Below are 15,304 nucleotides of genomic sequence, written 5' to 3'. Positions count from 1 at the left end.
AAATGTTTGAGTACAACGGACACGCATTTTATCATGTTACAAAGTTGAAAGTAAGATTCCATGAAGTTGACATGCTTGGCGTTTGCAATAACGCTGTTTATGTCTCTTTTTTGGAGCAATCCCGTCTCGAATATCTGAAAGAAGCCGGATTGATTCCCGAGCGAGGTTTATTCACCGATGGTTTCGATTTTTTCATGGTAAGGAATGAGATTAACTACAGAAGACATTCGAAATATGATGATGAACTCGAGATTCATACAAGGATATCTTACATTGGGAATTCCTCCTACGGGTTTGAGCATGTAATCGTGAATAAAACTACAGGTGAAGTGGTGGTCGACGGATCCGGTGTTGTTGCTCAGGTTGATCAAAAAACAGGAAAAACAGCTCCGTTGAGTGACGAATTTGCGGCAAAAGTCGGATCATTTGAGAAAAGAAGTTTTGACAGGAGCAAAAGAACATGAAAAGAATCGTTTTTGATATAGAAACTGTCGCCTTGCCATGGGAATCATTTTCCCCGAGCCAGCAGGAATACCTACTGAGAGACGCAGAAAAAGAAAAAACCCCTGAGGATAAGGAACGGAAACAGGCGGAACTTAAAGACTGGACAGCTTTGTATCCTTTCACATCGAAAGTTGTCGTCATCGGGATGTATTATGTAGAGCAGCAAAAAGGCTATGTTTTTTACGAAAATGAGACTGAGGAAGTGTGGCAGTCGGAAGAGACCGGTTTTAGCTACAAGGGATTGCCTGAACGGGAAATTTTGATAAAGTTTTGGGAATTTGTTTCAAAAGTTGATCAACTTATTTCCTTTAACGGGAGGGGATTTGATGTTCCATTCCTGATGTTGCGATCGGCACTTCTTGGCATAAAACCTTCGAAAAATTTGATGGGAAACAGGTTTGACAGCAAGCTGCACCTCGATCTTCTCGAACAGTTATCTTTTTATGGCGGATTCCGCAAATTCAACCTCGATTTTTACTGTCACAGTTTTGGAATTAAAACTCCCAAATCTAAAGATGTTTCAGGTTCTGAAGTAAAAAACATGTATCATGAAGGGAGAATAAAAGAAATTGCTGAATATTGCGGGAGGGATATCTTTGCCACTTACCAACTTTATGATATATGGCAGCAATATCTTGCCTGAAATTAACCGAAAATTTAGAAACCAATGGAATTGACGAATGAAAGAACCTGAAGTAACACTTGAACTGGCATTTGAACACGGACTTACCAAAGAGGAATTTGAAGATATTTGCACCCGTCTAGGGAGGACGCCTTCATTCACAGAACTTGGGATATTCAGTGTAATGTGGAGTGAGCATTGCAGTTATAAAAATTCCATTAAGCTGATAAAAACATTGCCCAGAAGCGGTGGGAGACTCCTCGTGGGTGCGGGGGAGGAGAACGCCGGACTTGTGGATATTGGAGACGGTTTCGCAATAGCTTTTAAAATCGAAAGTCATAATCATCCGTCTGCAGTCGAACCGTATCAGGGTGCTGCCACAGGTGTCGGAGGCATTTTGAGGGATATCTTCACGATGGGTGCCCGACCTATAGCGGCTTTGAACTCGCTTCGGTTTGGTTCGCTTGACGACGACCGGACAAGATACCTTTTCAACGGGGTGGTTGAGGGCATCGCAGATTATGGAAATTGTTTCGGTGTTCCGACAGTAGCCGGAGAAGTCTATTTTGACGAATGTTACCATGGTAACCCTTTAGTAAATGCGATGGCTGTCGGAGTTGTCAAACACGGAATGACAGCTTCCGCCACTGCCGAGGGAGCGGGAAATCCTGTGATTATAGTGGGTTCATCCACGGGACGGGACGGTATTCATGGTGCTACATTCGCTTCCGAAGAAATTTCGGAGAAAAGTGAGGCAAAGCGTCCATCGGTTCAGGTTGGTGACCCGTTTACCGAAAAACTGTTGCTCGAAGCAAGTCTGGAAGTCATCAGAAAAGGTTACATTGTGGGAATACAGGACATGGGAGCAGCGGGAATCTCGTGCTCAACCACCGAAATGAGCGGGAAGGGGAATCACGGCATGACGATCGATTTGTCAAAAGTGCCACTTCGTGAAACAGGGATGACAGCTTACGAGATAATGCTTTCTGAAAGTCAGGAGAGAATGCTCGTAGTTGCAAAAAAAGAGTTTGAGAAAGATGTAAAAGAAGTTTTCGAAAAATGGGATCTTCATTGCGAAACAATCGGGGAAGTTACTGCAGACAGAAGAGTAAAAATCTTTTACAACGGTGAGTTAAAAGCCGATGTAGATCCTTACGATCTCGTACTTGGAGGTGGTGCTCCGCAATATGACAGAGAGACCCGGAAACCACTTTATTTGGAGGAAACAGCAAAATTCGAAAAAACAGAACTTCCCGTTCCCGGAGATCTGAAAGCTGCAGTTCTGAAGGTTTTGTCGTCTCCGGTGATTGCATCCAAAAAATGGGTTTACAGGCAATATGACAGTATGGTTAGAACCAATACCGTAAAGGGACCGGGAGCCGGTGACGCTGCTGTGGTATACCTGAAAGACACCAATAAAGCGATAGCAGTGAAAACAGATTGTAACTCGAGGTTCGTTTATCTCGATCCGAGGGAAGGGGGCAAACTCGCCGTGGCAGAGGCTGCGAGAAATGTCGTTTGTACGGGCGCAATTCCACTCGCTATCACAAATTGCCTGAATTTTGGAAATCCGTATAAGCCTGAAATTTACTGGCAATTCAAAGAAGCTGTTACCGGAATGGGCGAGGCATGCAGATTTTTTGATACACCCGTGACAGGAGGGAATGTCTCCTTCTACAACGAGTCACCGGATTCTGCAGTATATCCGACACCCGTAGTTGGAATGCTTGGTTTGATTGAAGATTTGTCCCACATTACAGGGATGCACTTCAAAAATGAAGGAGACCTTATAATTGTTGCCGGAGAGGATGCTGAAGAAATTGGCGGTTCCGAGTATTTAAAGATCATCCACAAACTGGTAAAAGGAACACCTCCTGTTTGTGATCTGGAGAAAGAGAAAAAACTGCACGATTTCACTCTTGCAGTTATAAAGTCGGGGATGGTTAATTCGGCACACGATGTGTCTGAAGGTGGTGTTGTGGTCACAATAATTGAGTCGTGCATTGCGGACGAAGAGAATCCTGTTGGAGCAGAAGTCAGTTTCTCCGGCACTCGCGAAGATTTCGCTTTCTTTTCCGAAACCCAGGGAAGGATTGTCTTCTCAATTGCACCGGAAAACCTGTCCAAGTTTGAGACATTGGCACACGAAAAAGGTGTTCCAGTCAAGGTGGCAGGGAAAACAGGGGGAAAAAAAGTAAAGATAAATGATATTGAATTTGAGATATCGGAGCTAAAAGAAAGATATTATGAAGCTATTCCGGAACTTATGGCAAGAAAAAGTTAAGCCATTTTTCAAAATATTTGTATTGATATTTGATGGAGTGTTCGTTTTTGAACCTGAAATGTTCAAAAAGAAGTCGACCTATAACCGGGTTAACGGGCTTTACAAAGTTTATGTAGAGTGGATATTAAGATTTATTGACAGATTTGATCAGCATCATGTCTTTCTTTTTTCGGGAGCGCTCGCTTTTTCTCTATTCTTATGTATAATCCCGATTACTCTTATCATGTTCTTTATTTTGGGAAATTTTCTTACCTCGGTAGAATTTGTCGGGAGGATTAATACATTTATCGATGCGCTGATACCGTATCAGAGTTATGCGGAATTTGCAAAGACGATGATAGGCGGGAGAATTGAGGAGCTTGTAGAGTACAAAAATGTCGCCGGAATCATCGGTTTCAGCGCATTATTGTTTGCTGCATCGGGGTTCTTCTCGAGTATCAGGACCGTTCTGCACAATGTATTTGATGTGCCCGAGCAGAAAAACATAATTATCTCGAAACTGGTTGATTTTCTTCTGATACTCGTGATGATAGTTCTGTTTTTTGCGATATTCCTGATTTTGCCGGCTTTGATGGTTCTTCAGAGGATAGCGATGGAGATGCCCTTTCTTGGATTGCTTGATTCGGTATTGCTAAAGGAAACTTTTACTGTTGCGGTTTCATTTTTATCAATTTTTATTCTTTTCTATTTCTTCTACAGGATAGTACCGTCAAAAAAAATAAGGAAAGTTTCATTGTTTGTTGGCGCGATGACTGCTGCAGGACTTTGGATTCTCGCAAAGTTTGCGTTTGGATATTATATCGATAATCTCGCTTCATTTGGACAAATATACGGGACTTATTCTCTTTTGATAGTGATAGCGTTTTGGATCTATTATACAAATATGGTATTCATTGTCGGGGCGGAGCTGGCGAGATTGTACGATGAGAATGTGAAAGTTAAACAAAAAAGATCAAAATTTATTGCGATCAACACCATGCTTCGCTGGCTGGATGATCAAACAATAAATAAAAAGTGAAAATATTGCAGATATTTGCAAGAATGTCCGACAGAGATTTTGTTCTGTCAGTATCAATTTATTATATTTAACAGTTATTCTAAAAAAGTTTATGCTCAATTAGGAGTCAGATAAGTTTATGAAATTTGATTGGTCTCAATTCAAAGGAAAATCTGTACATGTTACCATGTTTGAAAATTACGGACTGGTAACCGATTCTTTCTCTAATACTCCCGTATATGAGATCGTTTTCAAGATGGGGAAGCTTGAAGCCACCTACGATGATGGCTTGCTTCTAAGGAACGAGAGAGAAAATGGTGAAACAGTAAGGATTTTTATTCCTTACAATTCGATTAAATGTGCAGAGATACAAGAGTAAAAATAAAGTTTGCTCTTTTAGCTGATCAGAAATTTAAATTGAAGAGGAATTTCAGACACCACTTCAAAAGTTTCAAGAAAAGTGGCTCCAACATTTTTAAAATTTGAGGGGTATGGTTCCGGTTGCCCGGGTGATCCATGCCCTCATTTTCCCGCTCAATTCTTTCCTCAAATAAACAAGACAGAAATTCGATGAAAAAGATAAAAACCGGCGTAATTGGTACAGGCCATCTTGGCAGTCTCCATGTCAAGATGCTTAAAAATATTGCATCAGCGGAGCTTTTGGGGGTATATGATACTTCCAAAGAAAGAGCAGAAAAATGCGCAAATGAATTTGGGATAAAAGTCTTTGGCACTCTTGAGGAGCTGGTACAGGAATGTGAGGCTGCTTCGATAGCCGTAACCACCACAGCACATTACAGTGTTGCCAAATTTTGTCTCGAGCACGGTCTTGATGTATTTATAGAAAAACCAGTTACAGCAACAATTGAGGAAGCTGAAAAACTCGTTGCCCTGGCTAAAGAAAAAGGCAAACTGATACAGGTCGGTCACATCGAAAGGTTTAATCCCGCAATACTCGCAGTCGACAAATATAATCTCGAACCAAAATTTATTCAGACAGACCGGCTTGCCCAATTTAACCCCAGAGGTACGGATGTGGCAGTTGTGCTGGATTTGATGATTCACGACATCGATATCATTCTTAGCCTTGTTAAGAGTGAAGTGGTGAAAGTGGATGCTAGCGGGATAGCCGTTGTATCTCCAACAACTGACATTGCAAACTGCAGGATAGAATTTGCAAACGGGGCAGTTGCGGTGGTTACTGCGAGCCGCATCTCACAAAAGAAAATGAGAAAAATGCGACTCTTCCAAAAGGATAACTACATTACTCTCGATTTTATAACCGGTACAACAGAAATCTACAGACTGGTATCGCCGAGTGAGCCATCAGGAGCAGCATTTTCATTCGGGCTTATCGGTGTTGGCGCCAATGCAAAAAGTGTTGTCTATGAGCAGGCGGAGGCTCCGAAAGTGAATGCACTTGAATATGAACTCGAACTCTTTATTAGAGCGGTAATCGAGAGAACTACCCCGGTGGTGTCAGGCGAAGACGGATTAAAAGCTTTACGGGTCGCCCATATGATCGGTACAAAAATTGAAGAATCCATTAAGACAATAAATTCAAATATGGAAGCGTAATCCAATACTAATGAATCGCTTTTTAGTATTACTGATTGTTCTTGGTACGGTTGCCTGTTCTCCCCTTACAGGCAGTGTGAGGATGGGTTATCAATTGGACAGAGACAGCATTCCTCTGGGAAATGATTCACTCGCAGTACTTGCCGATACCATTCTGACGCAGGATTCAGTAGCTAAGAGCGACCTTGACACTCTGATTTATGCTTCAGCTACAGATTCGATACTTTTCTTCACAAAACAGAAAAGGATGGAGATCTACAACAAAGGATTGATAAAGTATCGAACAACCGAACTCAGAAGCGGTAAAATTATAGTGTATTTCGAGTCCTCCAATGTTGACGCCTATGGAAGTTATATTGACAGTGCCGGTTACAAGGTAGTGAAGCAGCTTCCCGAACTGATTGACGGGAAAGACAAGTATAACGGAGAAGTGATGAAATATAACTTCAAGACCAAACGGGGTTATATAACATTCGCATCGACCACGAATCAGGAGGCTTCCTATTCAGGTGTAAAAATCAAGAAAATGGATGAAAAAAACTATTTTGTTGAGGGAGGATTTTATACCACCTGTGAACATAATCCGCCGCACTATGGCTTCAAATGTACAGAAATGAAAGTCATTCCCGATGAACAGTTAATAGGAAAGTGGATCTGGCTCACTTTCGGCGGTGTACCCTTTCCGGTGCCGCTTCCTTTTGCTGTTATCCCATTACAAAAGGGAAGACGGTCGGGACTGCTAACACCTGCATTTGGAAACAGGACCGGTTACGGAAGGTATCTTTCCCGGTTTGGGTACTACTGGGCTATAAACGATTATATGGATTTGACCACAACAGGTGATTATTATACCCGTGGTGGTTGGGGTATAAATGGAAATTTCCGCTATGTAAAAAGGTATGATTTCTCAGGTTTTGTGGAGGCGGGGTACTCAAATCTAAACCAGGGGGAATCAACTGATCCCGACAGAACTGATGAGAAAAACTGGCGATTGAGACTGGTTCACAATCAGCCTCTGACCCCTGATTCCAGAATAGACGCCAATATCGAGTTTCTTTCGAGCAATTATATAAAACAGAATTCCTCGAACTATAACGATCTGTTACGGAATAACATCTATTCCAATATCTCATATTTCCAGAATTTTGAGGAATTCGGAGCAGGGCTTAGTGTAAATTACAGTAGAGAACAGGATTTGCAGACTGGTAATATCAACGAAATATTGCCTAATATTTCCTTCTCGAAGTCTGTTTTTTATCCTTTTCGAAGTGCTGAAATAAAAACTGATGAAGCCTGGTACGAAAAACTCGGAATAAGCTATTCCGGACAGCTGCAGAATAACAGGAAAAATACCGATGGTGTTTTGGATGTGAGGGGTGGTGTGAGGCACAGTCTCAATTTCTCACTCTCTCCAAAAATAGGATACATAAATGTAACTCCAAATGTGAGTTATCAGGAATTATGGTACAACAAGCAGATAGAGCGAACATCGATTTACATTCCTGATGGCAGCAGTGCAAACATGATGAATTCGTATAACTACTCGTTGATGTCGTCAAATGCTTTGAAAGATTCAATTATCACTAATGATGTCGATAAAATCGGTTTTGTCAGAACTTTTCGCGTCGGGGTTTCGGCAACTACCAAACTCTACGGAATTTTCCCGGTAAACACTTTCGGAATTTCCTCCCTTCGTCACACATTCATACCAACTTTGAGTTATGACTATCAGCCCGATTTTTCATTGGATGGCTGGGGTTATTTTGGTGCATATACCGATGCTACCGGCAGAGTGGTTAAGTATAACAAATATGAGAGAGAAATCTTTGGCGGAGCTTCGACAGGTGAGCAACAAAGCATGCGGCTGGGGCTTTCGAACATCTTTGAAATAAAGACAAAACCGGATCCTACGGATACCACTTCCAAAGAAAAGAAAATCCAGTTGCTGAATGTCAACGGAGGAATATCACACAATTTTGCCGCTGATTCTCTAAAACTTTCAAATTTGTTTCTCGATTACAGGACTCAGGTTCTCGATTTTCTGAGTCTTTCCGGGTCGGCAGTTTTCAGTCCTTATGTCTGGGATGCAAATGGCAGGGAAATCAATAAATTTCTCATCGCTGAGGGGCAGGGTCTGTTGCAGTTGCGGAACTTCAACTTTTCAGCTTCGGCCACTCTGACGGGAGAGAGAATAGCTGATGAGACAAAAAAAGATTCGGTGAATGTAGAACAAAAAGTTTTTTATCAGAACAGGAATTATCAGGGACTGTTTGCGGAAGTTGACCCCGATTTTTCCATTCCATGGTCGTTGAATTTGTCATTTAATTACAACGAGAACAGGGTAACTCCAGTTCAGATATTAAAATACACCACCCTTCGGGCTGATTTAAATTTCAATTTGACCAAATTCTGGAAATTTACACTTGGGGGAAGCTATGATTTTGAAAACAAAGAGTTCGCAGCACCACAAATAGTTGTAAGCAGGGATCTCCATTGCTGGATTATGAATTTTGTGTGGAATCCTGTCGGCACTTATACAGGTTACAGATTTGAAATAAAAGTTAAAGCCCCGCAATTGCAGGACCTTAAACTCGAAAAATCTGATAATTTCTTCAGTGGAAGAAGATAGGACTTATAAGTTATTACTTATGAGTTATGACTTTTTATTTGTAGTTGACGAACTGTACAGGGAAAGGAAAATCCTTGTCTTTAACGAGTTGCTGAACAGCCTGTAAATCATCAATCTTCGATCCGGTAACCCTCACCTGCTCATCTTGAATCTGAGCATTTACCTTAAGTTTTGAATCTTTTATAAGTTTGGTGATTTCCTTTGCGTCTTCCTTTGAGATACCACTTCTCAGGTCGATTTTCTGTCTCAAGGTTCCTGCTGCTGCAGGTTCGGCTTCATTCATTTTTAATACCTTTATCGACATTCCTCTTCGAATGAACTTTGTCTGAAGAATATCAACGCTCTGGCTGAGAGAGTAGTCATCCTTTGTGTGGATGGTTATACTCTTGTCTTTTTTTGAAAGTTCGATAGTGGTGTGAGACTCTTTCAGGTCATATCTTTGAATGATTTCTTTGAGTGCCTGATTGACAGCATTGTCAACTTCCTGAAAGTCAACTTCTGAAACTATATCGAATGAATGATTAGATGCCATAATTCCGTCTATTATTTATTTGGTCGGGGTGGAGGGATTTGAACTCTCGACCTCGTCGTCCCGAACGACGCGCGCTAACCGGGCTGCGCTACACCCCGAAAAACAGAACGCAAATATATTGAAAAATCGAGAAATAAAAAAACAACGAAGTTATGCGGAGTCAGACATCCGATATGATGCAATTTTTTAAGTAAATTTAGTAATTGTATAAAATAATTGGACTTAAGAATTAAAAAAAAATTGACTGGACGATGAAATAAGTTTGTGCAAGGTTTATTTTTTGTTAGATTGCAATGTATAATTGCTAAAAATAGGAAAGCATCCGGTATGAAGAAACTACTGCTACTTACTTCGATTATTCTTGTCTCGCTAACCCTTGAGTCATACGGACAGGTCTATACTGACCAATGGCGATTTGGATTCGGTGCCATGTACCCCAGACTGATAGGTACTGATGCAGGCGGTAAAGAGTTTAACTATGGCGGAGGGCTGAGCATTCAGCTTGATCTTTCCGAGCATGCCGGGTTAAGACTTAAGCCATTTTACACACATCTTGAATCCCAGTCAACAAAGAAAAGTACATCTGACCTTATCGGTACCGGATTTGCACTCAACTATTACTTCATCCCGGGATACGCAGTTACTCCGTATTTAACCCTCGGATTTTCCGGTTTCCTGCAGCAAATAAAAAATGCCACCGACGGCAAGGATGAAAGTGTGCTCGATTATACTACAGATTTGGGATTTGGACTTGTTTTCAAAGATTTGATCGCCAAAAACTGGGATTTGAATGCAGAGATTTCTTATCATTCAGTCACAAACGACAGACTTGACGGTACGAATGGACTAATTGGCGGTATGCTGGGTGGCCGAAGAGACTCTTACATGAATTTCGGTCTTGGGGTGTTGTACAACTTTGGTTTTGGTCCTAAAAGCAAATATTTTGCCGGTGCTGACCCAAAAGAGAAAACCCCTCCAATGATTGAGAGATATCCTGTTTACAAGAACAGCTGGCTTTTTGGAGTTGGTTTTATGTATCCCAGATTTGCAGGTACTGATGAGCTCGGTCAGGAATTTGGATACGGTGGATATGTCGAGATATCAAAGAAATTTAACGAATATGTAACAATGCGATTGAAACCCTCATATATTCATATGCCCGGTTCCAACAAGGGACAAAGCACAGACATGGTGAACGGCCAGGTGGATATTCTATATAAATTTATCCCTAACGAGCCTGTTTCTCCCTACATTGGAATGGGTGGGAGTGCTTACATGTACTCTGTAAACAAACCCGCAAGCACTTCAATTAAAGACGGTGCCTGGCAGTTTGACTATGGATTTAACCTTATTTTGGGTGCAGACTGGAAACTTTTCTCCGAGGGGTATTCAATTACCACCGAGGTTGGTTACATGACAGTATCTCATGACCGATTGGATGGACTAATTAACATGAGTTCACCAGTGGGCGGTTTCCTTGGTGGTCCTTACGACAGTTACATGACATTCTCATTAGGTTTAAACATGTATCTCGACAGGGGTGACAAGGCAGATGCACCATTGCTTTATGGCGGAATTATTGAGCAAAAAGATAAGGACAAAGACCCCAAGAAGGATGACCCCGGCAAAAATGATACCAAATATGAGCCGGTGGATTATGCCAAAATCGAGGAAATTGTAAAGAAATATCAGACCGATCCAATTGACTACAATAAGATAGAAGATATTATCAAGCAGTACTCCGGCAAGGATCAGACACAGAGCTGGGTATTGTACGGTGTGAATTTCGACTTCAGTTCGGCTAAACTTCGTCCCGAATCATATCCGATTCTCAACCATGCTGCACAGATACTGCTCGCAAATCCGGGTCTTCTAATAGAAATTGGAGGTCACACCGACGCTGTGGGTGACGATAACAGTAATTTATCACTTTCGCAAAACAGAGCTGAATCTGTGAGATCTTATCTGATCGAAAAAGGTGTGGAAGCTTCCAGACTAACAGCGAGAGGTTATGGCTCCACCGTCCCTGTTGCTGATAATGGTACTGCAGAGGGAAGAGCGATGAACAGAAGAGTCGAATTCAAGGTTTTGAACTGATTTTCAGAAATATCAGTTTGTAAGTATTATTAGTTTTTCTAAGTTTTTACGGTTATATTTGTTCTTGAATATTTTTTGTGGCTGAAACTTCCCGTGCAGTTTGTCTGGTTTATCACGCTTCAGGCACGAGAGTTTTTTATTAAAGATAATGACAAGGAGTTGTTGTGAGAAAATTTTTAGTTGTTATCCTCTTGATGTTTGCATCACTTGGATACGCACAGACATATGAAAACGGATGGGCAGTTGGTCTGTCTGCAACTTCACCAAGAATGTTTGGAGACACATATGGTGAAGATCTTGACCTTGGGGCAGGACTCTCCTTAACGCGTGAGTTCGATGCATATAATGCATTCAGAGTAAAATTGAGTTATCTCAAGTTCACTTCCAAAGGTGCTCCGTTGGGTGTTGTGAACGGTCCCTCTACCGATGCCGTTACTTTTGGGATTAATTATCTGATGACCTTCAACCCTTGCACCGACTTCATAAAAGTCTACGGTGGTGCAGGATTTGCTGTCACAGCCTACAAAGTTACTAATCCTGTGAGATTCGTTTCAGATAAAACCAGCTTGAATGAGATTTCTCTGACAGTTAATTTAGGTGTAAATCTTCCTGTTTCAAAGGATTTTTCTACATTTCTTGAGCTTGGTCATCATACATTGTCGACCGATAAATTTGACGGATTGATGGGACCAAATGGTGGACTTTTCGGTGGAACTTTGGACAGTTACACTACACTCGATCTTGGTATCATGTATTATTTCTCGAGAGGTAAAGAAACGAAAATCTGCGATTTACCAAAAGGCGTTTCCAATGAGATCGACTACAAAAAAATCGAAAAAATGATTAATGATGCAAAAGTGACTCCTCCTCCTGCACCTGAGATCGACTACAAGAAGATTGAGGACATGATCAAGAAAAACAAGCCTGAGAGCACTAAACCTGATGCTATTGATCATGAAATCGTGTTAGTCGGTATAAACTTTGATTCAGGTTCTGCGGAAATAAAATCAGAATACTATGCTATTCTTGCACAGAACGCAGCTCAGTTGATTGCAAACAAGAAAGTCAACGTTGAGATAATCGGAAACACAGACAGCAAGGGTGACCTTAAAGGTAACAACCCGCTTTCAGTAAAGCGTGCTCAAAATGTGAAAGATTACCTTGTTTCAAAAGGTGTGGAAGCTTCAAGAATGACTATCAAAGGTGTTGCTGACACCAACCCTGTTGCTGACAACTCTACCAAAGAAGGAAGAGCCCTTAACAGAAGAGTGGAATTCAGAATAATCAAGTAATAATATTACTCTTTAAATTATGAAGAGGCTGCCTCATCCGGGGCAGCCTCTTTTTTTTTATTTCTTTATCAACCGAATAATAGTCTTACAATAAATACCGCCATCAGAAGGCCGGTAACATCTGCAATTAGTCCTGCAGGGAGTGCATGCCGGGTTCTTTTTACACTTACCGAACCGAAATAGACTGCCAGCACATAAAAAGTTGTTTCCGTACTTCCGAAGAAGGTGGAAACCATCAGGCCAAGAATGGAATCAGGACCGTGAGTCTTGATTATTTCGGTCATTATTGCGATGGAACCGCTTCCCGAAAGGGGTCTCATCAGTGCCATCGGTAATGCTTCTGCCGGCATTCCAACAAGACTGGTAACGGGTGTAAGCACCCAAACCAGAAGATCCATTCCACCACTCGCTCTAAAAATTCCAATAGCAACGAGCATGGCTACAAGATAGGGGATAATTTTAAGAGCGACTCCAAATCCCTCTTTAGCCCCCTCAATAAAGGTCTCATAAACCTTCACTTTTTTCAGGATACCGATGAGAACGAATGTAAAAATGATCAACGGGATCGCCAATGCTGAAAATGTATCGATAATCCCTTTCAGAATTGCCGTATCGAAGCCGGTTGAAGGCAATGAAATTATATCAGAAGTAAATAGATAGATAATCAACGCAATAACAGGAAGGATAAAAATTGCCTTTTTTGCAACTTTTTTAAGAAACACGACACCTTCTTTCCTGTCAGCAGAGAACTTTTCGAGAGTCTTTACCGCTATCAGTCCCGCTGTGGTGGCACAGGCAGATGCAAACAATGAGGTTCCGATGATTACTGCAGGTTGAGTAGAACCGGCGGCTGCTCTGACAGCAATTGCAGTGGCAGGTATTAGAGTCATTCCTGCGGTATTAATTGCCAGAAAAGTACACATTGCGTTAGTCGCAGTTCCTTTTTCCGGATTTAATTTATCCAGCTCCTCCATTGCTTTTAAACCGAAGGGAGTGGCTGCATTTGAGAGACCCAGGAAATTTGCCGAAATATTCATAATGATAGATCCAATTGCAGGATGATCATGAGGGACATCCGGAAAAAGCCTTTTAGTTACCGGTTTCATCGCGATAGCTATGTAATTGATGATTCCGGCAGCTTCAGCAATCTTCATTATCCCGAGCCACATTGCCATTATTCCAACGAGACCAAGAGCAATCTCTACTGCTGTTCCGGCGTAACTTATCGCTGAATTAGTGACCTCTTTTATCTTTTTCAAGGAGACTGATTCCAATACAAGTGAACTTTTTACACTCGTTTTTTCCTCAGTTTTGAGTGAAATCGTTGCAGTTATGTCATTCTCTTTTCCCGAGGCTTTTGCAATCTCCTTGATGATTGAACCGGCATCCTCGGGAATCCTGAATGTAATGCTTGCTTCCTGCGCTGCCTTCAGTTTTTCGAGAGGGATTTCACTTTTTATCACTCCGCTGACGGGTACACCAAAGTGTTTGGAAAGCAAAGTTGAATCGAGCATCACTTCGACGGTTTTTACACCCTCAGAAGAAGTGACAATCTTCGAGAAGGTGGTAATTTCAGTGCCATTTCGATACTTTGAAGTGGCGGAGTCGCTCAAATCATAGAATACCGCAGAAATGAAACCGAGAAATATCAGTACAGCCCAGATATAATTGAGCATCTACATTCTCCTTGTTAGTTTACTTCAGGTGTGAGTGTGATAACAAAAGGTAAATTGCTCAAACCGGATTTATTGGTAACAACCACCTTTACAACAGTCTCTTTTTTCCAGGAATCACCCAAATCGATGGTCAGAAGATTATTGGAAACAGTATAAAACTTTTCGGGGAGTAATTCCTTGTCTTTAAACACTTTAATTTGATGAGACCGGATTTCCTGTTTCGAATTGATGTCCACCTTTAGTTCGAGTTTGCTCTTCACAATTTGCCTGGTTTTCAATGAAAGTTGTGGAACCGCAGCTCTGAAATATTTCCCCGTGCCTTTGAAGATTCCCCATGCTTCAAGTTTGTTATAGAGGGAATCTGAAAGTCGAATTTCTTCATTCAGGTTGGTGAAAAAGGAGCATTCAACGAGTACAGCGGGGATATTTGTATTTCTTAATACAGAAAATCCGTCCCCGGGGTAAATAAGATAATCTGAAACTGTACCATCAAAAGATGCCAGACCCGGCGGGCGACCGGTATTGAAAGCCAGATCTCGATTAATATATTTTGCCAAATCTCTGTTTGAAGGATGATGTTCAAAATCATCTTCTGTAGCATGATAGTAAGTGGAAGAGTAGTTAATATGTGAATCGGTTGGTTTACCGGGAGCATTATGATGAATTGAAATGAAAAATCCGGCCTCTGATTCATTTGCGAGTCTGCTCCGCTCTTTCAGTTCAACGGTCTTGTCAGTGTCTCGTGACATCAAGACCTTTGCTCCTGCCCGGGTGAGGAAATCCCTTAAATAGAGCGCCACCTTCAAATTAATATCAGCCTCTGTAACAAGACCATTTGGACTTTTGTTTTTCCTGTCGCTGCCACCGTGTCCGGGATCGAGAAAGAAAACTTTTCCTTTCAACGCCGAAGAGTAGAATTTGATCACAGAGTCATTTATGGCCGCATCTGTAAGATCGGGAGGCATTTCAAAAAGAGAACAGGATGTTTGTGAAACCTGATTAACCGTAGTGCAGCCTGTGTAAGACAGGAAGAGTGAACCAAAAATAATTATGACAATTGACTTTGATACGGTATTTAAATTCATTTGTTTAA

Annotated in this window: 12 protein-coding genes and 1 tRNA gene; 9 read left to right on the top strand and 4 right to left on the bottom strand. The window is 41.5% G+C overall.

The features are described from left to right. Positions 1-2 precede the first annotated feature (2 nt). The 7 genes from J0L60_12695 (at position 3) to J0L60_12665 (ending at position 8,614) form a co-directional block, all read left to right on the top strand. Entirely contained in the window at positions 3-464 is a 462-nt protein-coding gene (locus J0L60_12695) for an acyl-CoA thioesterase (protein MBN8546981.1), read from the top strand. Further along, a complete protein-coding gene (locus J0L60_12690; protein MBN8546980.1) occupies positions 461-1,147 on the top strand; it encodes a ribonuclease H-like domain-containing protein in 687 nt (228 codons plus the stop codon). The genes J0L60_12695 and J0L60_12690 overlap by 4 nt, the downstream gene beginning before the upstream one ends. 37 nt (positions 1,148-1,184) lie before the next feature. After that, positions 1,185-3,410, top strand: a complete 2,226-nt coding sequence (gene purL, locus J0L60_12685; GenBank protein MBN8546979.1) for a phosphoribosylformylglycinamidine synthase subunit PurL — start codon at positions 1,185-1,187, stop codon at positions 3,408-3,410. A 58-nt stretch (positions 3,411-3,468) separates the two neighbouring features. After that, positions 3,469-4,428, top strand: a complete 960-nt coding sequence (locus J0L60_12680) for a YihY/virulence factor BrkB family protein (protein MBN8546978.1) — start codon at positions 3,469-3,471, stop codon at positions 4,426-4,428. A gap of 118 nt (positions 4,429-4,546) precedes the next feature. Then, positions 4,547-4,786: a hypothetical protein gene (locus J0L60_12675; protein MBN8546977.1), complete on the top strand. Its 240-nt coding sequence runs from the start codon at positions 4,547-4,549 to the stop codon at positions 4,784-4,786. Positions 4,787-4,977: 191 nt separating this feature from the next. Then, positions 4,978-5,985, top strand: coding sequence for a Gfo/Idh/MocA family oxidoreductase (locus J0L60_12670; protein ID MBN8546976.1), 1,008 nt, complete (start codon positions 4,978-4,980; stop codon positions 5,983-5,985). A 10-nt stretch (positions 5,986-5,995) separates the two neighbouring features. Continuing rightward, the gene (locus J0L60_12665) at positions 5,996-8,614 is read left to right on the top strand and encodes an LPS-assembly protein LptD (GenBank protein MBN8546975.1); all 2,619 of its coding nucleotides are present in this window, start codon (positions 5,996-5,998) and stop codon (positions 8,612-8,614) included. Positions 8,615-8,648: 34 nt separating this feature from the next. Here J0L60_12665 and J0L60_12660 read toward each other — a convergent pair whose 3' ends face one another. Together J0L60_12660 and J0L60_12655 are read right to left on the bottom strand one after the other, a co-directional pair. After that, positions 8,649-9,146: a YajQ family cyclic di-GMP-binding protein gene (locus J0L60_12660; protein MBN8546974.1), complete on the bottom strand. Its 498-nt coding sequence runs from the start codon at positions 9,144-9,146 to the stop codon at positions 8,649-8,651. 20 nt (positions 9,147-9,166) lie between these two features. Further along, a tRNA-Pro gene (locus J0L60_12655) sits at positions 9,167-9,244 on the bottom strand. A gap of 229 nt (positions 9,245-9,473) precedes the next feature. Between J0L60_12655 and J0L60_12650 the strand changes: the two genes are divergently transcribed. Further along, a complete protein-coding gene (locus J0L60_12650) occupies positions 9,474-11,243 on the top strand; it encodes an OmpA family protein (protein ID MBN8546973.1) in 1,770 nt (589 codons plus the stop codon). A gap of 683 nt (positions 11,244-11,926) precedes the next feature. Beyond that, positions 11,927-12,535 (top strand): OmpA family protein, encoded by a 609-nt coding sequence (locus J0L60_12645; GenBank protein ID MBN8546972.1) that lies wholly within the window; start codon positions 11,927-11,929, stop codon positions 12,533-12,535. A gap of 68 nt (positions 12,536-12,603) precedes the next feature. On the opposite strand, the gene J0L60_12640 is transcribed toward J0L60_12645, so the two are convergent. Next, positions 12,604-14,211 carry a spore maturation protein gene (locus tag J0L60_12640; GenBank protein ID MBN8546971.1) on the bottom strand — a complete coding sequence of 536 codons (1,608 nt, stop codon included), beginning with the start codon at positions 14,209-14,211 and terminating at the stop codon, positions 12,604-12,606. 14 nt (positions 14,212-14,225) lie between these two features. Continuing rightward, on the bottom strand, positions 14,226-15,296 hold the full coding sequence (locus J0L60_12635) for an N-acetylmuramoyl-L-alanine amidase (GenBank protein MBN8546970.1): 1,071 nt from the start codon (positions 15,294-15,296) through the stop codon (positions 14,226-14,228). Positions 15,297-15,304 lie beyond the last annotated feature (8 nt).

Source organism: Ignavibacteria bacterium, from assembly GCA_017302895.1.
In the GTDB taxonomy this organism is placed as follows: domain Bacteria; phylum Bacteroidota; class Ignavibacteria; order Ignavibacteriales; family Ignavibacteriaceae; genus UTCHB3.
The sequence above is the reverse complement of the archived record's forward strand: the minus strand, read 5'-3'. Positions and strand labels throughout refer to the sequence as shown.

Excerpts from the sequence above, each read along its gene's own strand:
- J0L60_12695 (MBN8546981.1), top strand. The coding sequence starts at position 3 with ATGTTTGAGTACAACGGACACGCATTTTATCATGTTACAAAGTTGAAA.
- J0L60_12690 (MBN8546980.1), top strand. The coding sequence starts at position 461 with ATGAAAAGAATCGTTTTTGATATAGAAACTGTCGCCTTGCCATGGGAA.
- purL (MBN8546979.1), top strand. The coding sequence starts at position 1,185 with ATGAAAGAACCTGAAGTAACACTTGAACTGGCATTTGAACACGGACTT.
- J0L60_12680 (MBN8546978.1), top strand. The coding sequence starts at position 3,469 with ATGTTCAAAAAGAAGTCGACCTATAACCGGGTTAACGGGCTTTACAAA.
- J0L60_12675 (MBN8546977.1), top strand. The coding sequence starts at position 4,547 with ATGAAATTTGATTGGTCTCAATTCAAAGGAAAATCTGTACATGTTACC.
- J0L60_12670 (MBN8546976.1), top strand. The coding sequence starts at position 4,978 with ATGAAAAAGATAAAAACCGGCGTAATTGGTACAGGCCATCTTGGCAGT.
- J0L60_12665 (MBN8546975.1), top strand. The coding sequence starts at position 5,996 with ATGAATCGCTTTTTAGTATTACTGATTGTTCTTGGTACGGTTGCCTGT.
- J0L60_12660 (MBN8546974.1), bottom strand. The coding sequence starts at position 9,146 with ATGGCATCTAATCATTCATTCGATATAGTTTCAGAAGTTGACTTTCAG.
- J0L60_12650 (MBN8546973.1), top strand. The coding sequence starts at position 9,474 with ATGAAGAAACTACTGCTACTTACTTCGATTATTCTTGTCTCGCTAACC.
- J0L60_12645 (MBN8546972.1), top strand. The coding sequence starts at position 11,927 with ATGGGACCAAATGGTGGACTTTTCGGTGGAACTTTGGACAGTTACACT.
- J0L60_12640 (MBN8546971.1), bottom strand. The coding sequence starts at position 14,211 with ATGCTCAATTATATCTGGGCTGTACTGATATTTCTCGGTTTCATTTCT.
- J0L60_12635 (MBN8546970.1), bottom strand. The coding sequence starts at position 15,296 with ATGAATTTAAATACCGTATCAAAGTCAATTGTCATAATTATTTTTGGT.